At 61.9% G+C, this 23081-nt stretch carries 20 protein-coding genes and 1 pseudogene; 9 read left to right on the top strand and 12 right to left on the bottom strand.

Annotated features, from left to right (window positions below; translation table 11 throughout):
* Positions 1–5: 5 nt before the first annotated feature.
* On the bottom strand, positions 6–932 hold the full coding sequence (locus M5B97_RS14720) for a citrulline utilization hydrolase CtlX (protein ID WP_248731862.1): 927 nt from the start codon (positions 930–932) through the stop codon (positions 6–8).
* Between the two features lie 266 nt (positions 933–1198).
* Between M5B97_RS14720 and M5B97_RS14715 the strand changes: the two genes are divergently transcribed.
* On the top strand, positions 1199–2092 hold the full coding sequence (locus M5B97_RS14715) for a GNAT family acetyltransferase (protein WP_248731861.1): 894 nt from the start codon (positions 1199–1201) through the stop codon (positions 2090–2092).
* A gap of 72 nt (positions 2093–2164) precedes the next feature.
* On the opposite strand, the gene M5B97_RS14710 is transcribed toward M5B97_RS14715, so the two are convergent.
* From M5B97_RS14710 to M5B97_RS14690, 5 genes are all read right to left on the bottom strand, one after another.
* Positions 2165–3184 (bottom strand): branched-chain amino acid aminotransferase, encoded by a 1020-nt coding sequence (locus tag M5B97_RS14710; protein ID WP_248731860.1) that lies wholly within the window; start codon positions 3182–3184, stop codon positions 2165–2167.
* A 193-nt stretch (positions 3185–3377) separates the two neighbouring features.
* Positions 3378–4757, bottom strand: coding sequence for a dihydrolipoyl dehydrogenase (gene lpdA / locus M5B97_RS14705; RefSeq protein WP_248731859.1), 1380 nt, complete (start codon positions 4755–4757; stop codon positions 3378–3380).
* A 4-nt stretch (positions 4758–4761) separates the two neighbouring features.
* Positions 4762–6024: a dihydrolipoamide acetyltransferase family protein gene (locus M5B97_RS14700; RefSeq protein ID WP_248731858.1), complete on the bottom strand. Its 1263-nt coding sequence runs from the start codon at positions 6022–6024 to the stop codon at positions 4762–4764.
* Positions 6025–7083, bottom strand: coding sequence for an alpha-ketoacid dehydrogenase subunit beta (locus M5B97_RS14695; protein WP_060756808.1), 1059 nt, complete (start codon positions 7081–7083; stop codon positions 6025–6027).
* A gap of 1 nt (position 7084) precedes the next feature.
* The gene (locus M5B97_RS14690; RefSeq protein WP_248731857.1) at positions 7085–8320 is read right to left on the bottom strand and encodes a 3-methyl-2-oxobutanoate dehydrogenase (2-methylpropanoyl-transferring) subunit alpha; all 1236 of its coding nucleotides are present in this window, start codon (positions 8318–8320) and stop codon (positions 7085–7087) included.
* A 195-nt stretch (positions 8321–8515) separates the two neighbouring features.
* Here M5B97_RS14690 and M5B97_RS14685 point away from each other — a divergent pair, with 195 nt between their 5' ends.
* The 3 genes from M5B97_RS14685 to M5B97_RS14675 all read left to right on the top strand — a co-directional run bounded on the left by M5B97_RS14685 (position 8516) and on the right by M5B97_RS14675 (position 12044).
* Complete coding sequence (locus M5B97_RS14685; protein WP_123716976.1) at positions 8516–8998, top strand: Lrp/AsnC family transcriptional regulator; 483 nt, start codon at positions 8516–8518, stop codon at positions 8996–8998.
* 175 nt (positions 8999–9173) lie between these two features.
* Complete coding sequence (locus M5B97_RS14680; RefSeq protein WP_283101000.1) at positions 9174–10799, top strand: methyl-accepting chemotaxis protein; 1626 nt, start codon at positions 9174–9176, stop codon at positions 10797–10799.
* A gap of 30 nt (positions 10800–10829) precedes the next feature.
* On the top strand, positions 10830–12044 hold the full coding sequence (locus M5B97_RS14675; protein ID WP_248731855.1) for an HD-GYP domain-containing protein: 1215 nt from the start codon (positions 10830–10832) through the stop codon (positions 12042–12044).
* A gap of 582 nt (positions 12045–12626) precedes the next feature.
* On the opposite strand, the gene M5B97_RS14670 is transcribed toward M5B97_RS14675, so the two are convergent.
* Complete coding sequence (locus M5B97_RS14670; RefSeq protein WP_123717921.1) at positions 12627–13490, bottom strand: MBL fold metallo-hydrolase; 864 nt, start codon at positions 13488–13490, stop codon at positions 12627–12629.
* 94 nt (positions 13491–13584) lie between these two features.
* Between M5B97_RS14670 and M5B97_RS14665 the strand changes: the two genes are divergently transcribed.
* The 5 genes and pseudogenes from M5B97_RS14665 to M5B97_RS14645 all read left to right on the top strand — a co-directional run.
* A complete protein-coding gene (locus M5B97_RS14665) occupies positions 13585–13920 on the top strand; it encodes a metalloregulator ArsR/SmtB family transcription factor (RefSeq protein WP_090370020.1) in 336 nt (111 codons plus the stop codon).
* 50 nt (positions 13921–13970) lie between these two features.
* Positions 13971–15215: an FAD/NAD(P)-binding oxidoreductase gene (locus M5B97_RS14660; RefSeq protein WP_123717920.1), complete on the top strand. Its 1245-nt coding sequence runs from the start codon at positions 13971–13973 to the stop codon at positions 15213–15215.
* Complete coding sequence (locus M5B97_RS14655; protein WP_248731854.1) at positions 15216–16028, top strand: sulfite exporter TauE/SafE family protein; 813 nt, start codon at positions 15216–15218, stop codon at positions 16026–16028.
* Positions 16029–16145: 117 nt separating this feature from the next.
* A complete protein-coding gene (nosP, locus tag M5B97_RS14650) occupies positions 16146–17291 on the top strand; it encodes a nitric oxide-sensing protein NosP (protein WP_248731853.1) in 1146 nt (381 codons plus the stop codon).
* A 280-nt stretch (positions 17292–17571) separates the two neighbouring features.
* Positions 17572–19185 (top strand): annotated as a pseudogene (locus M5B97_RS14645) (PAS domain-containing hybrid sensor histidine kinase/response regulator); the annotation flags it as partial.
* 53 nt (positions 19186–19238) lie between these two features.
* Here M5B97_RS14645 and M5B97_RS14640 read toward each other — a convergent pair.
* From M5B97_RS14640 to M5B97_RS14620, 5 genes are all read right to left on the bottom strand, one after another.
* The gene (locus M5B97_RS14640) at positions 19239–19904 is read right to left on the bottom strand and encodes a response regulator transcription factor (RefSeq protein ID WP_134657852.1); all 666 of its coding nucleotides are present in this window, start codon (positions 19902–19904) and stop codon (positions 19239–19241) included.
* Between the two features lie 23 nt (positions 19905–19927).
* Positions 19928–20467 carry a PQQ-dependent catabolism-associated CXXCW motif protein gene (locus tag M5B97_RS14635; protein WP_248731852.1) on the bottom strand — a complete coding sequence of 180 codons (540 nt, stop codon included), beginning with the start codon at positions 20465–20467 and terminating at the stop codon, positions 19928–19930.
* Between the two features lie 107 nt (positions 20468–20574).
* Entirely contained in the window at positions 20575–21366 is a 792-nt protein-coding gene (locus M5B97_RS14630) for an ABC transporter permease (RefSeq protein ID WP_123717916.1), read from the bottom strand.
* Positions 21363–22103, bottom strand: a complete 741-nt coding sequence (locus M5B97_RS14625; RefSeq protein ID WP_248731851.1) for an ABC transporter ATP-binding protein — start codon at positions 22101–22103, stop codon at positions 21363–21365. The genes M5B97_RS14630 and M5B97_RS14625 overlap by 4 nt, the downstream gene beginning before the upstream one ends.
* A complete protein-coding gene (locus M5B97_RS14620; RefSeq protein WP_248731850.1) occupies positions 22100–23059 on the bottom strand; it encodes a YVTN family beta-propeller repeat protein in 960 nt (319 codons plus the stop codon). The genes M5B97_RS14625 and M5B97_RS14620 overlap by 4 nt, the downstream gene beginning before the upstream one ends.
* Positions 23060–23081 lie beyond the last annotated feature (22 nt).

The following is a 23081-nucleotide window of genomic DNA, read 5'->3' as shown; positions in this document are numbered from 1 at the left end:
ACTCCTTATTGAAATGAGGGGCGGGCAGGCAGATGCACTTCCGCCAGCATGCAGCGGGCGCTGCCGCCGCCGATGCGTTCGATGTTGTCGATGTTCACCACCACCGGGCGGGCGTGACGTTCCACATGCTGGCGTTGCGTCGGTTGCAGGGCGCCCCAGGCGCTGGCGGACATCACCAGCAGGGGCTGGCCGTCGCGGTCGTGCACTTCGAGCATGTTGCCGGCGAAGGCTTCGAGCTGGCCGAAGTCGAGGCCGAGGATGTCCTTGCCGGTGTCGCGCAGGGAGCGTTCCAGGGCCTGGCGTTCGTCGGCATCGGGCAAGGCGTGCAGGCACACCACCGAGAGGTCGCGGCCGACGCTCATCATCACGTTGCTGTGGTAGATCGGCGCCTGGTGGCGGTCGACGGCATGGAATACGCACAACCGGTAGTCGAGGCGTTCGGCAAACTGGCGCAGGGCGTCTTGATGAGTACGCCCGGAGTGGCAGGCGTAGCTGATGCGGTGCTGGCGGTCGAGCACCATGCTGCCGGTGCCTTCGAGAAAGATGTTCTGTTGCTCCAGGTGGCTCAGGTCGATGGTGTGGTTGATCGCAAAACGCTGCTCCAGCACTTGCAGCACACCCTTGTTGCGTTCCAGTCGTCGGTTCTGGCCTTCCATCGGGTACAGCACCAGGCTGCCGTCGGCGTGGCTGCTCCACCAGTTGTTGGGAAAGATCGAGTCGGGCGTGTGAGGCGCCGGCGTGTCCTGTACCACCAGTACTTCCACGCCGTGGTTGCGCAAGGTATCGACATAACCGTCGAACTCTTCCAGCGCTTTCTGCTGCGCACCGAACGGGTCGAGGGGCGGACGTTGGAAGCGATTGTTGATCGCGGTGTCCGGGTTAAAGGCAAAGCGCGCCGGGCGGATCATCAAGACAGTGTTGGTGGTTTGCATGGGTGCACGAAATCCATGGGGTGAACTGTGGCGCTATTTTGTGCGTTGTGCCGGGTGAATCCCGGCTGAAACGGCGGGACGCCTCAGCCGGGAAAGCTGAAAAGGGCAGTGAGACAGCCGAATCGGCTGTCGCGTTTGAAATGGGCTCGAATGAGGCAGGGGCGGTGTGCGGTCAAAAAAATCACTGATCTGGCGCAATCGGGAGCAAGCCTCCTTGCACCTTGGTATTGTGGCGTCTGCCATAACGCCGTCAGCCAGGAGAGATCATGTCTACCGCTGTCCGTCTTGCCCAAACCACCGATGCCGAGGGGATCAGTCAGGTCATCCTGGCTGCCTTGTACAGCAGCAATGCGCAGGATTACCCGGCCGAGGTGATCGCGCGGGTCGCGAGCAACTTCACACCGGACGCGGTGTTGGCATTGCTCAAGCGCCGGGTCGTGCTGGTGGCGATTCAGGATCAGGTGATCGTGGCCACCGCAGCCCTTGATGCCAATGTGGTGCGTTCGGTGTTCGTCAACCCGAGCCTGCAAGGGCAGGGGATTGGCCGGTTGTTGATGATTGAGATCGAGCTGCGCGCCCGCGAAGCCGGAGTGACCACCCTGAGCGTACCTTCCTCGCTGACGGCCGAACCGTTCTACGCCAAGCTGGGTTTTCATACCGTGCGCGATGTCTATCACGGCAATGAACGCACCTTGGTGATGGAAAAATCACTGTCCTCCCGCCATCCCATCGGCCCCTACCGTGATCGCCAGCACCGCGCGCAAGTGGTTGCGCTGTGGCAGCAAGCGTTTGGCTATGACACTGCCCATAACCTGCCGACGCTGGCGATTGATAAGAAACTGGCGGTCAACGATGGGCTGTTCTTCGTCGCGACGGACAAAAAGGCGGTGATAGGGACAATCCTTGCCGGGTACGACGGTCATCGCGGCTGGCTGTATTCGGTGGCGGTGCACGCGGACTATCGGCGCCAGGGCCTGGGCGCCTCGTTGGTGCGCCATGCGGAGCAGGCGCTGACGGCGCTGGGCTGCATGAAGATCAACCTGCAGATCACCGGCGGTAATGAGGGGGTGGCGGGGTTTTATGAGGCGTTGGGGTATGGGGTGGAACCGAGGATCAGCATGGGCAAGAAGATCGCCGCGAATATCCCGTCCCCATCCTGAGAACACTGCAGATTAAATGTGGGAGGGAGCAGGTCCCTCCCACATTCGCTTTGCGGCGCTGCGGGCTCCGGCTTAGACCTTGACGATCCAACCCGCCGGCGCTTCAACTTCGCCGGTCTGCACGCCGGTCAGCTCTTTGTAGAGCTTCTGGGTGATCGGGCCGACTTCGGTCTCGCTGTGGAACACATGTAGCTCGCCGTTGTACTGGATGCCACCAATCGGCGAGATCACTGCGGCAGTACCGCAGGCACCGGCTTCCTTGAACTGATCCAGCTTGTCGATGAACACTTCGCCCTCGACCACTTCCAGGCCCAGTCGGGTCTTGGCCAGTTCGATCAGCGACAGGCGAGTGATGCCTGGCAGTACCGAAGGCGACTTCGGCGTGATGAACTGGTTGTCGTGGGTGATCCCGAAGAAGTTGGCCGAACCGACTTCTTCGATTTTCGAATGGGTCAGCGGGTCCAGGTAGATCGCGTCGGCGAAGCCGGATTTCTTCGCCTCGGAGCCCGGCATCAGGCTGGCGGCGTAGTTGCCACCGACCTTGGCGGCACCGGTGCCCTGTGGGGCGGCGCGGTCGAAGGTGGAAATCTGGAAGTTGTGTGGCACCAGGCCGCCCTTGAAGTAGGCGCCGACCGGGATTGCGAACACCGAGAAGATGAACTCCGGCGCGGTGCGCACGCCGATGTTGTCACCGGTACCGATCACGAACGGGCGCAGGTACAGCGCGCCGCCGCTGCCATACGGCGGAATGAACCGCTCGTTGGCCTTGACCACTTGCTTGCAGGCATCGATGAACACGTCGGTCGGCACATGCGGCATCAGCAGGCGCGCGCAGCTGCGTTGCATGCGGGCGGCGTTCTGGTCCGGGCGGAACAGGTTGATCGAGCCGTCCTTGCAACGGTAGGCCTTGAGGCCCTCGAAGCACTGCTGGCCATAGTGCAGGGCGGTGGAGCCCTCGCTGATGTGCAGCACGTTGTCGTCGGTCAGGGTGCCTTCTTGCCAGTCGCCGTTTTTCCAGACCTGGAGAAACCGCTTGTCGGTCTTGATGTAGTCAAAGCCCAGCTTGTCCCAATTGATGCTCTCGTTACCCATGACACCCTCTAATCTCTGGTCAAGTCGGTTTTTTTCTGAATGGGCACAACAATACTGCATTCTGGCTGTGTGTGGGAGCGGGCTGATAGTGGCGAGGGAGCTTGCTCCCGCTCGACTGCGTAGCATGCGCCAGCTTTTAGGGGCGCCTCGCACCCCGGCGGGAGCAAGCTCCTTCGCCACAAAGCCTTTCCGGTCAAAGGTGCAAGGCATGCCCCAGTGCCCGTAGCGCGGCTTCCTGCACCGCTTCACCCAGGGTCGGGTGGGCATGGATGGTGCCGGCCACGTCTTCCAGGCGCGCGCCCATTTCCAGGCTCAGGCCGAAGGCGGTGGACAGTTCGGACACACCGACGCCCACCGCTTGCCAACCGACGATCAGGTGGTTGTCACGCCGCGCCACCACCCGTACGAAGCCGGTTTTCGATTCCAGGGTCATGGCCCGGCCATTGGCTGCAAACGGGAAGCTCGAGACGATGCAATCCAAGCCTGCTGCCTTGGCCTCATCCGGGGTCTTGCCGACCACCACCAATTCGGGATCGGTAAAGCACACCGCGGGGATTGCCGCCGGGTTGAACTCACGGTGTTTGCCGCTGATCAGTTCGGCGACCATCTCGCCCTGGGCCATGGCCCTGTGCGCCAGCATCGGCTCGCCGCTCAGGTCGCCGATGGCCCATACGTTGCGCATGCTGGTCTGGCAATGCTGGTCGATCTTGATTGCCGACCCGTTCATCGCAAGGTTCAGCGCCTCGAGGTTCCAACCCTGGGTGTTGGGTTTGCGCCCTACGGCCACCAGCACCTGGTCAGCTTCCAGTGAAAGCGTCTCGCCAAGCGGGTCACGCACTTGCAGGCGGTTGTTTTCAAACCCGGTGACGCTGTGCTTGAGATACAACTTCACGCCCAACTGCTTGAGCGCTTCCGCCACCGGCAGTGTCAGCTCGCTGTCATAGGCCGGCAGGATCCGCTCCTGTGCCTCGACCACACTGACCTCGGCGCCCAGCTTGCGGTAGGCCGTGCCCAGCTCCAGGCCGATATAACCCCCACCCACCACGATCAACCGCTTGGGCACATGGGTAGGTGCCAACGCTTCGGTGGAAGAGATGACCGGGCCACCCAACGGCAACATCGGCAAGTTGACGCTTTTCGAGCCGGTGGCCAGCAGCAGGTGTTCGCAGTGAATACGCTGCTCGCCCACCTCGATGGTCTTGCCGTCCACCACGTTGGCCCAGCCATGGATCACCTGGACCTTGTGCTTTTTCAGCAACGCGGCGACGCCGGTGGTCAGGCGGTCGACGATGCCGTTTTTCCATTCCACGCTTTTGCGGATGTCCAGGGTCGGTACATCCACTTCGATACCCAACTGCGAACCCTGGCTGTGATGCACGGTTTGCTGGAACTGCTCGGCCACATGGATCAGGGCCTTGGATGGGATGCAGCCGATGTTCAGGCACGTCCCGCCCAGCGCCTGGCCTTCCACCAGAATGGTCGGGATGCCCAACTGGCCGGCACGGATCGCGGCTACATACCCGCCGGGGCCGCCGCCGATAATCAGCAGCGTAGTGTGCAATGTCTGAGTCATGCCGTTACTCCAGGAACAGGCTGGCGGGTTGTTCGAGCAGGCCACGAATGGCCTGGATGAATTGCGCCGCGTCCATGCCATCGACCACGCGGTGATCGAAGGAGCTGGAGAGGTTCATCATCTTGCGCACCACGATCTGGCCCTTGATCACCATCGGCCGCTCCACAATGCGGTTGACGCCGACAATCGCCACTTCCGGCAGGTTCAGCACCGGCGTGCTGACGATACCGCCCAGGGCGCCCAGGCTGGTCAAGGTAATGCTTGAACCGGACAGCTCATCGCGGCTGGCCTTGCCGTTGCGCGCGGCCGTGGCCAAACGCGCGATTTCTGCGGCATTGCCCCACAGGCTGCGAGCCTCGGCGTGACGCACCACCGGCACCATCAGGCCCACGTCGCTCTGGGTAGCGACACCCACATGCACCGCGCCAAGACGGGTGATGACCTGGGCTTCGTCGTCGTAACGCGCATTGATCTGCGGGAAGTCGCGCAGCGCCACCACCATCGCACGCACGATAAACGGCAGCAGGGTCAGCTTGCCGCGCGTGGCGCCGTGCTTCTCATTGAGGTGCACGCGCAGCTCGTCCAGGGCGGTGACGTCGATTTCTTCCACGTAACTGAAATGCGCGGCGCGCCGGATTGCATCCTGCATGCGCTGGGCGATCTTGCGGCGCATGCCGATCACCGGGATCTGTGTTTCGTCGTTGCGTTCGGCGTAGGGGTTGGCTGCCGTCGATGCTTTCGCCGCCCCCTGTTGCAGGTAGGCGTCGAGGTCTTCGTGCAGGATCCGGCCGGCCGGGCCCGTGCCCTGGACCAGGCGCAGTTGGATACCCGCGTCCAGCGCATGTTTGCGCACGGCGGGGGAGGCCAGGGGGCGCTCACCGGCATCGCGGGCGACGGGCGCTGCGGCAGGCTTGGCCGGCGCCTTGGTTTCAACCACGACGGGTGCCGGCTTGGCTTCGATAACGGGAGCCGGCGCCGCCTTGACGGGCTCAGCCGCTACCGGCACATCCTTGGTGTTCCCCGCGCCTTCCACTTCAATGCTGATCAGAATACTGCCCACGGCCATGACCTCGCCAGGCTCGCCGCCGAGGGAAATCACCCTGCCGTGCACCGGCGAGGGAATGTCCACCATCGCCTTGTCGGTCATCACATCCGCCAGCACCTGGTCTTCGACGACCATGTCGCCGACCTTCACATGCCACACCGACAGTTCCACTTCCGCGATGCCTTCGCCAATGTCCGGCATCTTGATAACGTGCGTGCCCATTCAGACCTCCATGACCCGTTTCAACGCCGCGCCCACTCGGGACGGCCCTGGGAAATACGCCCACTCCTGCGCGTGCGGGTAGGGGGTGTCCCAACCGGTGACGCGCTCGATCGGCGCTTCCAGGTGATGGAAGCAATGCTCTTGCACCAACGACACCAGCTCGGCACCAAAACCGCAGGTGCGCGTGGCTTCATGCACCACCACGCAACGACCGGTCTTTTTCACCGATTTGACGATGGTTTCCAGGTCCAGCGGCCACAGGCTGCGCAGGTCGATGACCTCGGCGTCGATGCCGGTTTCTTCGGCGGCAACTTGCGACACATACACGGTGGTGCCGTAGGTCAGCACAGTCACGGCGGAGCCCGGGCGCACGATAGCGGCCACGTCCAGCGGCACGGTGTAGTAACCGTCCGGCACTTGCGCTTGCGGGTGTTTCGACCACGGCGTGACGGGGCGATCGTGATGCCCATCGAACGGGCCGTTGTAGAGGCGCTTGGGCTCGAGGAAGATTACCGGGTCATCGTTTTCGATCGAGGCGATCAACAGGCCTTTGGCGTCGTAGGGGTTGGAAGGCATCACCGTGCGCAGGCCGCAGACCTGGGTGAACACCGCCTCGATACTCTGGCTGTGGGTCTGGCCACCGTAGATACCGCCGCCGCAGGGCATGCGCATGGTCAGCGGCGCGGTGAACTGGCCGGCCGAGCGATAACGCAGGCGGGCCGCTTCCGAGATGATCTGGTCAGTGGCGGGGTAGACGTAGTCGGCGAACTGGATCTCGGCGACCGGGCGCAGGCCATAGGCGCCCATGCCCACGGCCACGCCGATAATCCCGCTTTCCGAGATCGGCGCGTCGAACACCCGCGAACTGCCGTACTTGTTCTGCAACCCTTCGGTGCAACGGAACACGCCGCCGAAGTAACCGACGTCCTGGCCGAACACCACCACGTTGTCGTCACGTTCGAGCATCACATCCATGGCCGAGCGCAGGGCCTGGATCATGGTCATGGTGGTGGTGGTCATGGCGGTTTCCAATTCGATGCTGTTGTTGTGATCGTTCATGTCAGATCCCCAACTCTTGACGCTGGCGCTTCAAGTGCTCCGGCATCTCTTTGTAGACGTCTTCGAACATGGTCGCGGCGCTTGGAATCTGGCCGCCGGCGAGGGTGCCGTACTGTTCGGCCTGTTTTTGCGCGGCGATCACTTCGGCTTCGAGTTCGGCACTGACCGCGGCATGTTCCTCTTCGGACCACTTGCCAATCTGGATCAGGTGCTGCTTGAGGCGGGCAATCGGATCGCCCAGGGGGAAGTGGCTCCAGTCATCGGCGGGGCGGTATTTGGACGGATCATCGGAGGTCGAGTGCGGGCCGGCGCGGTAGGTCACCCATTCGATCAGGCTAGGCCCCAGGTTGCGGCGCGCACGCTCGGCAGCCCAGGCGGAGGCGGCGTACACCGCGATAAAGTCGTTGCCGTCCACGCGCAGGGAGGCGATACCGCAACCGACGCCGCGTCCGGCGAAGGTGGTGGCTTCACCGCCGGCAATGGCCTGGAAGGTGGAGATGGCCCACTGGTTGTTGACCACGTTGAGGATCACCGGTGCACGGTACACGTGGGCGAAGGTGAGGGCGGTGTGGAAGTCGGATTCGGCGGTGGCGCCGTCGCCGATCCAGGCCGAGGCGATCTTGGTATCGCCCTTGATGGCCGAGGCCATGCCCCAGCCCACGCCTTGTACGAATTGGGTGGCGAGGTTGCCGGAAATAGTGAAGAAACCGGCGTCTTTCACCGAGTACATGATAGGCAACTGACGGCCCTTGAGCGGGTCGCGTTCGTTGGACAGCAGTTGGCAGATCAGGTCCACCAGCGGTACTTCACGCGCCATCAGGATGCTTTGCTGGCGGTAGGTAGGGAAGCACATGTCGTCGATGTTCAAGGCCAGGGCCTGGGCACTGCCGATGGCTTCTTCGCCGAGGCTTTGCATGTAGAACGACATTTTCTTCTGACGCTGGGCGACCACCATGCGGTTGTCGAAGATCCGCGTCTTGAGCATGGCGCGCATGCCGCGGCGCTTAATCTCGACTGAAACACCTTCAGCCCATGGACCAAGCGCCTGGCCCTGGTCGTCGAGCACGCGGATCAGGCCTTTGGCCAGGTCGGCGGTGTCGGCGGGTTCTACGTCGATGGCGGGTTTGCGCACCAGGCCGGCGTCATTCAGGCGCAGGTAGGTAAAGTCGGTCTTGCAGCCTGGGCGGCCCGAGGGTTCGGGAACGTGCAGGCGCAGCGGTTCGTACTGCTGGGTCATGGCTTTCTACGCTCTATCTTGTGAATTTCTTGTAGTGGGCGCGCTAGCTGACAGTCAGACTCCGGGTAGGAGAAATCTTGTCCTACAACAATCATAGGCGTGGCGTAGAAGAATATTTATCTCTGTTTCGTTGCACCCGAGACCATTTGCGGATAAAAAAACTGCATAAACATAATAAACAGGTGATTTTGTCTCATGCGCAAACTGGACCGTACCGATATCGGCATTCTCAACGCTTTGCAGGAGAACGCTCGCATCACCAACGCCGACCTGGCGCGTTCGGTGAACCTGTCGCCCACACCGTGTTTCAACCGGGTGAAGGCGATGGAGGAGTTGGGCCTGATTCGTGACCAGGTCACGCTGCTGGACGCCGATCTGTTGGGGCTGCACGTCAACGTGTTCATCCATGTCAGCCTGGAAAAGCAGAATGAACTGGCGTTGCAGCAGTTCGAAGGGGCGATTTCGGACCGGCCGGAAGTGATGGAGTGCTATTTGATGGCGGGCGACCCGGACTATCTGATCCGGGTGTTGGTACCGACGATCCAGTCGTTGGAGCGCTTCATGATGGATTTTCTGACCAAAGTGCCGGGTGTGGCCAACATCCGCTCCAGTTTTGCCCTCAAACAAGTGCGTTATAAAACGGCACTGCCATTGCCGCGGGATGGGCTGATGGTGTGATGGTAAATAATCGGAAGAGACTGTTTTTTCGATATTTAGCTACGTAATTAATCGCACTTTTATTGGGCGGCTTCGATAAAAAATCGCTTGGACAGTCACACTTTTTTCACCTTCACTTGTACACAGTTGTATTCGTCAAGCCGCGTCCTACGCGGCCAAGGGAAGGGTGAGCCGCATGTCCATGAGATCCTTTAAGCTGAACTTTCGTACCACCCTGTGCTTCGGTGTGGTTTGTTCCCTCCTGCTGATACAAGGCGCAATGACCCTCATAAAAGTCGACAAGATGTATTCGTCGACGGTCGAAGTAGGCGCCAACTGGCTTCCCAGTATTCGCCTGGCGGGCAAGATGGACTCGGCTTTTTACAAACTACGTCTGGATCTGCGTCGCTATGCCATGGAGTACAGCGCCAAGGACCCTGCCTCCCTTGAAAAGGTCAAGGCCGCGCGCGATGAGGCGCTGCAAGTTGCCGATAGCTATGCAAGCAAGGTGTCGAGCCCCGAGGAACAAGCCAAGTACAACGAAGTACTCACCAACATAAAGAGTTACAGCCAGAAAACGGATGAGTTTCTGGCCCAGGCCTCCACCTTTTCCCCTGAGCAGATGGCGGCGTACTTGCGTGACGTCAACGGCCCTATTGGGGCCCAGGCGCAAAAGGCCATGGACGAGTTGATAGCGATCAATGAACGAGGCTCCACGTCGACGGTGCAAGTCGCCTCCAATGAGCATGATGCCGCCCGTTTGTTCACCTGGGTGTTGATGGTCAGCTCGGTGCTGATCGCCGTGGTAGTGGCACGCCTGTTTACCCGCAGCATCATCAACCCGGTGCGTGAGTTGTTGATATCGACCGGCAAAATCGCCGACGGTGATCTGCGCCTGACCATTGCCATCAGCGGCAAGGACGAATTGACCGACCTGCAAAGGTCGACCGCCGCCATGCAGATGAACCTGAAAAGCACCCTGCAGCATATATCGGAGGCGTCCGGGCAGTTGGCTTCGGCAGCGGAGGAAATGAGTGCGATCACTCGCGAGTCCACCGCCGGCATCGAGCGCCAGAGTATGGAGACTGACCAGGCCGCCACGGCGGTTAATGAGATGACCGCAGCGGTGGAGGAAGTAGCGAGGAATGCGGTGTCTGCTTCCCAGTCGACGCAAGACTCCCAGCGCTCGGCCAAAGTGGGCCAGGAGCGTGTGACGCAAACCATTGCATCGATTGAGAAGTTGAGTACCACGGTGCAGCAGACCGGGGTGGAAGTCGAAGGGCTGGCCAAGCAGGCCCAAGACATTGCCCGGGTGGTGGAAGTGATTCGCTCCATTGCCGAACAAACCAATTTGCTCGCCTTGAATGCGGCGATTGAGGCAGCGCGGGCCGGGGAGCAGGGCCGAGGTTTTGCGGTAGTGGCCGACGAAGTAAGGGCGTTGGCCCATAGAACGCAAACGTCGACCCAGGAAATCGAACAGATGATTGCCAGGATCCAGAGCTGTTCGAGCGAGGCAGTGGCGTCCATGGCCCTCAATCGCGACGAGGCGATGGATTCCTTGAAAGTTGCCCATGAAGCCGGCGTGGCCATTACCCAGATCACCCAAGCCATTACCGACATCAACGAGCGCAACCTGATGATCGCGACCGCTTCGGAACAGCAGGCTCAGGTGGCGCGTTCCGTTGACCAGAACCTGATCAGCATTCGCGATTTGTCTATCCAGAGTTCTTCGGCGGCCAGCCAGACGTCTACGGCCAGTCATGAGCTGTCCAGGTTGGCGGTAGACCTCAAGCAGATCGTTGGGAAGTTCTCCATAGCTTGACCGCAGGATCGCGGTCGTGAGGGGGGAGGGATGTTGAAGTGCATTTCTGCATCGCAAGTCGTCCAGGGGATGTACGTCCATAAACTGGATGGGGCCTGGATGGATCACGGCTTCTGGAAAACCAGCTTTCTGCTGCGCCAGGCCGAGGATGTGCAGCGTTTGCGCGACGCTCCTGTGCGCGGTGTATGGATCGATACCCTCAAGGGCTGTGACGTCAGCCCCAGCGTCGCGCCCAGCCCGGAGCAGCAGGTCGTGGCGCCGCCGCGACCGACGCCGTCCGAGCCTGTCGACCTCAAGGTCGAGGTGGCCCGCGCGGTCAAGGTGTGTGCCCTGGCCAAGCGCGCGTTGATCGAAATGTTTGGCGACCTGCGTATGGGGCGGGCGGTGGAACCGACCCAGGCGGCCGCGCTGGTGGACGAAATTTCCCAGTCCATTCTGCGTCATCCCCATGCGCTGATCAGCCTGGCGCGCCTGAAGACCGCAAACGAATACACCTACATGCATTCGGTGTCCGTCTGCGGATTGATGATCGCCCTGGCGCGTCAGTTGGACCTGGCACCGGAGTTGGTGCAGGAGGCGGGCCTGGCGGGGTTGTTTCATGACGTGGGCAAGATGAGTGTTCCCGAACCGATCCTGAACAAACCGGGTGCCTTGACCGAAGGGGAGTTTGGCATTGTGCGCAAGCACCCGGTGCTGGGCGCCGAGCTGTTGCGCCTGTCACCCCGGATCAGCGCCCTGGTGTTGGATGTGTGCCTGCATCACCATGAAAAATGCGACGGCAGCGGCTACCCCCACGGCCTGGTACAGGACCAGATCAGCCTGTTCGCACAGATGGGCGCGGTGTGTGACGTGTACGACGCCATCACGTCCGACCGCCCCTACAAGAAGGCGTGGGGCCCCGCTGAGGCGATTCAGAAAATGGCGGAGTGGAAAGGCCATTTTGATGAGCGGGTGTTCCAGGCCTTTGTCCGCTGCGTGGGCATTTACCCGGTAGGCGCCCTGGTGCGCCTGGCGAGTGGTCGTATTGCGGTGGTCGTCGAACAGAACCCCGGCTCGTTGCTGACGCCGATCGTCAAGGTGTTCTTTTCCGTGCATTCAAGGTTGCCGTTGACCCAGGTTGAAGTCGACCTGGCCAAGCAGCCCGACAAGATCGTCGGCCGCACCACAGCTCAAGAATGGGGCTTCAAGCGGGTCGACACGTTATGGTCCGGAATTACCCGGGGCAGTGGCTTTCCAGACAGTTAAACGATAGAGCGGACAACGAGTAACCTGTGGCGAGGGAGCTTGCTCCCGTTGGACTGCGTAGCAGGCTCAGTCTTTTCAAGCCCAAAGCTGGGGCCGCTGCGCGACCCAGCGGGAGCAAGCTCCCTCGCCACAGTGACTATGCTCCTCCTGACTGACTGGCATTTCTCCTGAGAGTGGCTTTCCCGACAGTTAAACGATAGAGCGGACAACGAGTAACTTGTGGCGAGGGAGCTTGCTCCCGGTGGACTGCGTAGCAGGCCCAGTCTTTTCAAGCCCAAAGCTTGGGGCCGCTTCGCGACCCCGCGGGAGCAAGCTCCCTCGCCACAGTGCCTATGCTCCTCCTGACTGACTGGCATTTCTCCTGAGAGTGGCTTTCCAGACAGTTAAACGATAGAGCGGACAACCAGTAACCTGTGGCGAGGGAGCTTGCTCCCGTTGGACTGCGTAGCAGGCCCAGTCTTTTCAAGTCCAAAGCTGGGGCCGCTGCGCGACCCAGCGGGAGCAAGCGCCCTCGCCACAGTGACTATGCTCCTCCTTAACTGACTGGCATTAGGGCAGTGGCTCTTATTTTGACTGAGTCCCTCAGAGCTGGTTGAGCGGGATCTTCAGGTACACCACACCGTTGTCTTCCGCCGGCGGCATATTCCCCGCCCGTACGTTCACCTGGATCGCCGGCAGCAGCAGCGTCGGCATGCCCAGCCCCGCATCGCGCTGCGTGCGCATGGCCACGAATGCCGCTTCATCCACGCCGTCATGCACATGAATATTTCCCGCGCGCTGCTCAGCCACGGTCGTCAGGCACTTGGCCTCACGTCCTTCAGGCGGATAGTCATGGCACACGTACAGTTGGGTTTCCAGCGGGAAGTCCAGCAACTTGCGCATCGACGCGTACAACTGCCGCGCATCGCCGCCGGGGAAGTCGCAGCGGGCGGTGCCGACATCGGGCATGAACAGGGTGTCACCCACCAGGATCAACCGACCTTCGATCAGGTAGGCCATGTCTGCCGGGGTATGCCCGGGCACATGCAACGCCTGGGCTTTCAAGCCGCCGATGTGGAAGAGCTCGTCCGGCGCAAACAAATGATCGAACTGCGATCCGTCCGCCCGGAATTCCGGCTCCAGGTTGAACAGATTCTTGAATACGCCCTGCACCTTGCTGATGCACTGGCCAATGGCGATCTTGCCACCCAGGGTGCGGCGCAGGTACGGCGCAGCGGACAGGTGGTCGGCGTGGGCATGGGTTTCCAGCAGCCATTGCACCTGCAACTGGTGTTCCCGGACAAAGCTGATGACTTTGTCCGCCTGGCGCGTGTCGGTACGCCCGGACGCGGGGTCGTAGTTGAGCACCGAGTCGACGATGGCGCACTGCCCGCCGTCCGCTTCATAGACAATGTAGGTGTAGGTCGACGACGCCTCGTCCAGAAAGGATTGAATCAACGCTGACATGACGGCTGCCCCTGATGCTGAAAAAAGTGATTACAATCACTTTACATTTACACATAATGTTTTGAGCTTAAGTGACGGAAAGGACCTGAGGCAAATGGAATCTACGTTGAGTGAAGGCGAAGTCGCCCAGCTGCGTGCATCGGCGTCCAAGGCCTGTACGTTGCTCAAGGCGTTGGCCAACGAGGATCGTTTGTTGATTCTCTGCCAGTTGACCCAGGGCGAGCGCAACGTGGGCGAGCTGGAAACCATGACCGGCGTACGCCAGCCCACTCTGTCGCAACAACTGGGCATCCTGCGTGATGAAGGCTTGGTCGCTACCCGTCGGGAAGGCAAATACATTTTCTACGGGCTGGCCAGCCACGAAGTGATTCAAGTGATGAAGACCCTGTCCGGGCTGTACTGCGGCGCGGTCATAAAAAGCTGGGCGTGACGCCATCCGGCAGCGACCCTTGTGTGAATGCAACAAGAAGGCGATCGACCATGAATGACCAACACGGTGGCCCAACCATCAGTGGCGATATCGTAGTCATCGGCGGCGGCTCGGCAGGCATTGGCCTGCTGGCCAGCCTGCTCAAGCGCGACCCCCACCTGAACATCACCTTGATTGAACCGAGCGATCACCACTGCTACCAGCCGGCCTGGACGCTGGTGGGCGGTGGCGCCTATGACGTGAAAAAGACCCGCCGCCCGCTGGCCGACGTGCTGCCCAATGGCGTCACCTGGGTGCAGGCCGCCGTCACCGAATTGCTGCCGGACGAGCGCAGCCTGGTGCTCGACAGTGGGCAACGCGTCACTTGGAACAACCTCATCGTGTGCCCCGGCCTGCGCCTGGCCTGGGAGAAGGTCGAGGGCCTGCAAGAGACCCTTGGCCAGAACGGCGTCACGTCCAATTACAGCTATGAACATGCCGCCTACACCTGGCAATTGGTGCAGCAACTCAAGGGCGGCAAGGCAATCTTTACCCAGCCGGCGATGCCGATCAAATGCGCGGGCGCACCGCAAAAGGCGATGTACCTGTCCTGCGATCACTGGCTCAAGCAAGGCCGCCTGAACAGCCTCGACGTGGAATTCAACCTGGCGGGCGCTGCGCTGTTCGGTGTGGCGACCTTTGTACCGCCGTTGATGAAATACGTGGAAAAGTACAACGCCCGGCTGGCGTTCAATTCCAACCTGGTGAAAGTCGATGGCCCGGCCCGCAAAGCCTGGTTCGAAGTGAAGGACACCGAGGGTAACGTCACGCTCCAGGAAAAAACCTTCGACCTGCTGCATGTGGTGCCACCGCAAGTGTCACCGGACTTCATCCGCCACAGCGCCTTGGCCGATGCCGCCGGCTGGTGCGAGGTGAATCCCCACAGCCTGCAACATGTGCGTTACCCGCACATCTTCGGCCTGGGCGATGTGTGCTCCACCACCAACGCCAAGACCGCCGCTGCGGTACGCAAGCAAATCGTGGTGGTTGCCGAAAACCTGCTGGCCCTGCGCAAGCAAGCGCCGCTGCCGCTCAAGTATGACGGCTACGGTTCCTGCCCGCTGACGGTGGAGAAGGGCAAGGTGGTGTTGGCCGAGTTCGGCTACGGCGGCAAGCTGCTGCCGACCTTTCCCCTCGACCCGACCCGGGCGCGGCGTTCGATGTGGTTCCTCAAGGCGACCCTGCTGCCATGGTTCTACTGGAACGGCATGCTCAAGGGCCGCGAATGGCTGACCCGCCTGAGCAAGGTGGACTGAATGCTGCTGGCCAGTGTGTTGGGCTTACTGATGGGCGTGGTGATGGGCTTGACCGGCGCGGGCGGCGGTATCCTCGGGGTACCGGCGTTGGTGCTGGGGCTGGGTCTGAGCATGACCCAGGCCGCGCCGGTATCGCTGCTCGCCGTCGGCGCGGCTGCGGCCGTCGGTGCGGTCGATGGGTTGCGCCATGGGTTGGTTCGTTATCGCGCGGCGCTGTTGATCGCTGTGCTCGGTGGCCTGTTTTCACCCCTGGGGGTGTTCCTCGCCCACCAATTGCCGGAGCACCTGCTGATGGGCCTCTTCAGCGGGTTGATGGTGCTGGTGGCCTGGCGCATGTTGCAGCGCGAAAAGGTCGAGGCGGGGCCGAGTGACCATGGTGCCGCTTCCTGGGGCCAGAAGAACTGCATGCTCAACCAGCAGACCGGGCGCCTGGCCTGGACCGCCAAGTGCAGCGCGACGCTGGCTGCGCTGGGCGCCGTGACCGGTGCGGTGTCGGGGCTGCTGGGGGTGGGTGGCGGCTTCCTGATCGTGCCGGCATTCAAGCAACTCACCGATGTGCAGATGCGCGGCATCGTCGCCACCTCCTTGATGGTGATCAGCCTGATCTCGTTGATCGGCGTGGGCGGCGCGTTCCACGCGGGCGTGCGCATAGAGCCGCTGGGCTGGGTGTTCATCGGTGCGAGTGTCGTCGGCATGCTGGTCGGCCGGCGCCTGTGCGCGCGGGTTCCCGCCCGCACCTTGCAGGTGGGGTTTGCCGGCCTATGCGTGCTGGTGGCCGTTGGCATGTTGTTCAAGGCCGGTCTTACATCCTAAGTGCCGGGCCCGTGACCGGGCCCGTCTTATCCCATCGCAGCCCCCGCCCAGTACCCAAGTAGCATAGGCCCCATCCCCAGCCCTTCGTACACTTGGGCCTCAGAAGGGGAGTCCACGATGCACAACACCGAAGGCGTAGTCAGTGCCATGTCCCAGGCTGCCGATGCCGGGCAGGCCGCCGAGGAGCTGGCGCGGCAACTGCTGCATCCGTACCTGGGGTTCGTGTTGTTTTTCTGCTCGGCGTCTTATGACTTGCAGGCCCTGGGCCAAGCCTTGCAAGAGTGTTTCGGCAGCGTGCGCGTGGTCGGCTGTACCAGCGCTGGCGAGATCACGCCCCAGGGCTACGGGCGCAATTGCATCACCGCAATAGGCTTCCACCACGCGCACTTCTCTATCGCCACCGAGCTGATCGACCAGGTGGAGCACTTCAGCCTGATTGACGCCCAGGACATGGTCGAACGTCTTGTCGGCGGCTGTCGCAGCAACACCCTGGCACCGATCAAGGGCAACACCTTCGCCTTGACCTTGCTCGACGGCTTGTCCAGCCGTGAGGAAATGGTCCTTGCCGCCCTCAGCGCCGCCCTGGGCGATATCCCGCACTTCGGCGGTTCGGCCGGTGATGACAATTTCCTCACCCACACCCACGTGTACTTCAACGGCGTGTTCCACAGCGGTGCGGCGGTGGTGGTGCTGGTCAATACCTGGCTGGATTTCGAGGTGTTCACCACCCACCACATCCTGCCGCGCACGGAAAAACTGGTGGTGACCGGTGCCGACAGCCCATCGCGTCGCGTGTTCGAACTCAACGCCGAACCCGCCGCCGCAGAATACGCGCGGCATATCGGGGTGGCCGTGGCCGACCTTGACCACCGCACCTTCGCCGCACACCCGCTGGCGGTGCGTATCCACGACTATTACTACGTGCGTGCGATCCAGCAGGTGCATGACGACCTCAGCCTGAGTTTCTACTGCGCGGTGGAAAACGGCATCGTGCTGACCGCGATGAAACCGGGACCGATCCTGCCCAACCTGGAACGTTTGTTCGACGGCCTGCAATCGCGCCTCGGCGACCTGCTGCTGACGATCGGCTGTGATTGTTTCCTGCGCCGCCTGGAGCTGGAAGACAACGGCGACCTGGAGCCGATGGGCACCTTTCTGCGCGACCACCGGGTGATGGGTTTCAACACCTATGGAGAACAGTTCAATGGCATGCACATCAACCAGACCTTTACCGGGGTCGCCATTGCCCGAGGCCGACGCTGAACTGCTCGCCCAGGTGGCCCGGTTGCAACAGGACAACCACAAGCTGGCGCGCATCAACGCGGCGCTGATCGAGCGCATCGAGTCGGGCATGACCCAGGGCAACAACCCTTACACCACCTTCCAGCATTCGGTGGTGTTGGCCGAGCAAGTGCGCGAACGCACCGATGCGCTGAACCAGGCGATGGCCGAACTCAAGGCCAGCAACCATCTGCTGATCAACGCCCGGCTGCGCGCCGAAACCCTGCGCGGCGAACAGGTGGCGGCGCAGAAGGCTCAGGAAAGCGAGCGCTGGATTCGCCTGATCACCGACAACGTGCCTGCCCTGATCGGTTACCTGAATGCCGACCTGGTCTACGAATTCACCAACAAAGTGTATGAAGAGTGGTACTGCTGGCCGCGCGGCATGATGCTCGGGCAAAGCCTGCGCGAAGTGCACAGCGAGCAGCACTGTCAGCGCCTGGACGCCTATGTCGCACGCGCCCTGGCCGGGGAGAGCGTGACCTTCGAATTTGCCGAGACCAACATCAACAACCAGGAGCGCTACATGCTGCGTTCCTATGTGCCGAACGTGTTGGCCACTGGCGAAGTGGTGGGGATTTTCGTGCTGATCCGCGACATCACCGAGCGCCGCCGCACGGCCGAAGCTTTGCACCAGGCCTATCAACATCTGGAGCAGCGCGTGGCCCAGCGCACCTCGGAACTCACCGCGCTCAACGACCAGCTGTTGAAGGAGATCGATGAGCGTCGCCGGATGGAGACCCGCTTGCGCGACGCCAAGCTGGAGGCCGAACGGGCCAATCTGTCGAAAACCAAATTCCTCGCCGCCGTCAGCCATGACCTGTTGCAGCCGCTGAATGCCGCCCGGCTCTTTACCAGCGCGTTGCTGGAGCGTCCCTGCGAAACCCTGGTGCGCAACGTGAGCAACTCCCTGGAAGACGTGGAAAACCTGCTGGGTACCTTGGTGGATATTTCCAAGCTGGATGCCGGGGTGATCAAGGCGGATATCGCACCTTTTGCCCTCAGCGAACTGCTGGACAACCTGGCCGCCGAGTACACCCAACTGGCCCGCGCCGAAGGGCTGGCGCTGCACTTTATCGGCTGCTCGGCGCTGGTGCGCAGTGACATCCAGCTGCTCGCGCGGATTCTGCGCAACCTGCTGAGCAACGCACTTCGCTACACCTATAAAGGGCGCGTGGTGCTCGGCTGTCGGCGCCACCATCAACGCTTATCGATCCAGGTGTGGGACAGCGGCATGGGCATTGCCGAGGAGCGCCTGGAGGAGATTTTCCAGGAGTTCAAGCGTGGCGATGTACAGCGCCCGGACCAGGATCGGGGGTTGGGCCTGGGGCTGGCGATCGTGGAAAAAATCGCCGGGATACTCGGCCACCGCATCAGCGTCAGGTCCTGGCCGGGCAAGGGCTCGATGTTTTCGGTGGAGGTTCCGCTCAGCGCCACCGCGCCCAAGCCACTGCCGTTGGCTTCTATGAGCGAACCGTTGCTGGAACGCCTGCCAGGCGCACGGGTATGGGTACTGGATAACGACGCGGCAATCTGCGCCGGTATGCGCACGTTGCTGGAAGGGTGGGGCTGCCGGGTCATCACTGCGTTGTCGGAGCAGGACCTGGCGCGGCAGGTGGATAACTACCATGCCGAGGCCGACCTGTTGATCGCCGACTACCACCTCGACGACGATCAGAACGGGGTGGACGCCGTGGCCCGCATCAACGCCCGGCGCGGCAGTGCAATCCCGGCCATGATGATCACCGCCAACTACAGCAATGAGTTGAAGCAGCAGATCCGTGAGCTGGGGTATACGTTGATGCACAAGCCTGTGCGACCCATGAAACTCAAGACCGCCATGAGCCACCTGCTCGGCCCGGCCCGCCGTCTGTAGGAGCAAGCTTGCTCCTACCAGAAATGGGGCTTGCCGCCTTGCGTGGGGTGAGGTCAACGGCGCAGGTATGAGCCGAAATCAATGTCCCCGGCACTGAGGATCGCTTGCACACGGTTATGCACATTCAGCTTGCGCAAAATGGCCGATACATGGGCCTTCACCGTGGTCTCGGCAATCTCCAGGGTATAGGCGATCTGCTTGTTCGACTCCCCCTTGGTCATGCGTTCCAGCACCAGCAATTGCTTGCGCGTCAGCGCCTGCAGCAGTTCCGGGGCAAAGCTCGGGTTATCGTGCATGCGCCGTTGCCCGGTGTTTTTCTGGGTGCGAATGATGTCCGGCGGCAGGTACACGTTGCCGTTGAGGATCTGCCGGATCGCCTCGGTCATTTGCTGGCGCGGTGAGGACTTGGTGATGAAACCCACCGCACCATAGGTGATGGCTTGCAGCACGATCTGCTTGTCCTGTTCGGCCGAGACAATCACCACCGGGATGGTCGGCGACTCGTTGCGCAGGTTGATCAGGCCGTTGAGGCCATGCATGCCGGGCATGTTCAGGTCCAGCAGGATCAGATCAAGGTCGTCGTGGTCCTGGGTCAGGGCGAGAGCGCTGTCCAGGTCGGCGGTTTCCATGATGTCGCTGCCGGGGAAGCCATCGCTGATGACGTTATGAATCGCCTCGCGAAACAACGGGTGATCGTCGGCAATCAGGATTTTGTACATGGCCGTTCACCTTTTTATTCTGATTATTGGAAGGGTTCTGGTTGTGCCGTTGCCACCGGCAGCTTTGCCGCCTCCCACGCGTCCAGGCCGTCGCGATACCAGTACACAGAGGTATAGCCCAGGTTGGCGGCTCGTTTTACCGCGTTCCAACTCAACCAGCAATCGGAGCGGCAATAGAACACCAGCGGCCGTGTCAGGTCGCCGCCGGTGTAGTGGTACAAGTGGCGGGCGAAGTACCCCTGCCACTCAGGCGTGAGGTCGCCGTCGCCGGTATTGGCCAGCCAGTGGCTGCCGGGCAGGTTGGCGTGGGGCTGGTCTTCGATGAAGCGGCCGTGCAGCCATTGGCGGCGGTAAACATCGATCAATACCGGTGGTGGCGTCCGGGTGAGCAGGGCTTGCAGGGCGGGCGTGTCGAGAGTCGTTGCGCCGCTCACCTGCTCGGGAGTAGGGCTGCGATACAGGCCGATGCGCATACCCTCGGCCGAAAACAGCGGCGTGTCGCCCTGGGCATGGGCGACAAACAGGCACAACAGGGCCAACAGGGGCAGTCGAGCGGGCAGCATGGCAGGGTAATCCTTATCGTTATGCCGCCATTACACGCCAGTCCCACGCCCTTGGGAATGCGACGATAGACATGAAAACCAGTACCAAAGTACTGGTTTCAAGCGTTTCAGCCTTTCTTGCGCAGCGCCGCATGTTGAGGGTTGAACGTCAGCACCGCCAGCAGCGCGAACACCAGGGTCAACCCCAGGCACACCGCCAGGGCCTGGCCGGCGAAGCGTTCGTACAGCGCAAAACGCACCAGTTCCACCGCATGGGTGAACGGGTTGACTGCGCACAGCCAGTACAGCCACTCGCTGGAGTCGCGCATCTTCCACAGCGGATACAGTGCCGACGACAGGAAGAACAACGGGAAAATCACAAAATTCATCACCCCGGCGAAGTTCTCCAACTGGCGGATCGCATTCGACAGCAACAGGCCCAGGGCGCTCAGCATCAAAGCCACCAGCAGCAATGCCGGCAAGGCCAGCAACAGGCCCATGGCCGGGGGCTGCACGCCGTAGACCCAGGCAATCGCCAGGAACCCATACACCTGCAGCAGCGAAATCAGCGCGGTCGCCACCAGCTTGCTGCACAACAAAAACGTGCGCGGCAACGGGCTGGTGAGCAGCACACGCATGCTGCCCATCTCGCGGTCGTACACCATCGACAACGATCCCTGCATGCCGTTGAACAGCAAGATCATGCAGGCCAGCCCTGGAATGATGTACACCTCGTAGGGGATGTAGGTGTCGTAGGGTTCGATCACCGAAATACCCAGGGCGGCGCGGAAGCCGGCGGCAAACACCAGCAGCCACAGCAGCGGGCGTACCAGGGCGCTGAGAAACCGCGTGCGTTGCAGCACAAAGCGCAGCCATTCACGTAGCACGATGCCGCGCAGACACTGCCAGTAAGCGTTCATGCCGAAACTCCCAGCGGGGTGGGGCGCGTCAGGCGGGCGAACAGGCCGCCCAGGTCGCCGCCTTGTTCCACCAGCAACGCGTCGACCTGCCCGCTGGCCACCAGCCGACCCTGGTGCAGGATCAGCAGCGCATCCTCGGCGCGCACTTCATCAAGCAGATGGGTGGTCCACAACACGCTGATGCCCTGCTCCAGGCACAGGCTGCGCACGTGCTGGTTGAGCGCCAGGCGGCTGGCCGGGTCGAGGCCCACGCTGGATTCGTCCAACAGCAGCAGGCGTGGCCCGTGCAGCAGCGCCCGGGCGATTTCCACGCGACGCCGGTGGCCGCCATTGAGTTCGCGTACCCGTTCCCGACGCCGTTCGCCCAGGGCCTGGCGGGCCAGCTCGGCGTCAACCCGTGCGGCCGCCTCGCGACGGGACAGGCCATGCAACGCGGCGTGATAACGCAGGTTCTGCTCCACGCTCAAATCCAGATCCAGGGTGCTTTGCTGGAACACCACCCCCAGTTGCTGCAACGCCGCGCGCGGGGTTTGTACCAGGCAATGCCCGCCTACCCGGATCGCGCCGGCCTGCAAGTCGTACAAGCGGGTGAGGAGGGCGATCAACGTCGACTTGCCGGCCCCGTTCGGCCCGAGCAACGCCGCAAAGTGCCCCGGCGCCAGGCTGAAACTCACCTCCTGCAACGCCTGCCGGGCGCCATAGGCGAAGCTGATCCGGCTTACGTCCAGCGCGTTCATGGTGTCACCACCACACCCCATGGGTAGCGCCCGACCTTGATCGACTTGACGACCTTGAGGCTGTCCACGTCGATGACCGACACATCGCCGCTCACACCGTTGGTGGCCAGCAACTGTTTCTCATCAGGCGTGAATGCCAACTGCCAGACGCGGCGGCCGACCACCAGGTAGTCAAGGATCTCGAAGGTCTTGGCGTCAATCACCGCCACATGGTTGGCCGGGCCCAGCGCGACAAAAGCGTACTTGCCATCGGCACTGAGCTTGATGCCCACCGGTTGCACTTTGTCCGGGTGCACGCCCTTGATCTTGAAGGTCAGGGTCTTGAGGACCGCGCGACTGGCCACGTCGAGAATCGTCACGGTGCCGCCGATTTCCGCCGAGGCCCAGAGTTGCGCACCATCGTGGCTGAACTCGACGAAGCGCGGGCGCTGGTCCACCAGGGTACTGTCGGCCAGGGTCTGGGTGCTGGTGTCGATCCAATGCAGCATGTTCGTGGTTTCGCTGGTGTTGACCGCCCACTTGCCATCGGGGCTGACCGCCATGCCTTCGGGCTCGACGCCGACGTTGATCTGGCCGAGGACCTTGGCGGTTTCGGTGTCGATCACCGTGACCAGCGCGTCGTCTTCGTTGGATACGTACAGCCAGCGGTTATTGGGGTGCAGGGCGAATTGCTCGGGGTCTTTGCCGGAGGGCAGTTCCTTGATGATCTTGCGGGTGGCCACGTCCATCACTTGCACCCGGTCCGAGTCGCTGGCGCAGATATACAGCAGCTTATTGTCATGGGACAGCAGCAGGCCGCGTGGACGCTGGCCGACCTTGAGGGTGTCGGTGACTTGCAGGGTCTGCATGTCGATCAGGCTCAGGCTGTTGTCTTTCTCGTTGGAGACCCAGGCGGTGCTGGCCACGGCGTGCCCGGCGGCAAGCAGCAGGGCGCATGAAAGCAGGGTGCGGCGCATGGCGGATTCCTTATTGTTTTAA

Source organism: Pseudomonas sp. MWU13-2517, from assembly GCF_023242545.1.
In the GTDB taxonomy this organism is placed as follows: domain Bacteria; phylum Pseudomonadota; class Gammaproteobacteria; order Pseudomonadales; family Pseudomonadaceae; genus Aquipseudomonas.
This window is presented reverse-complemented; position numbering and strand designations above follow the sequence as displayed.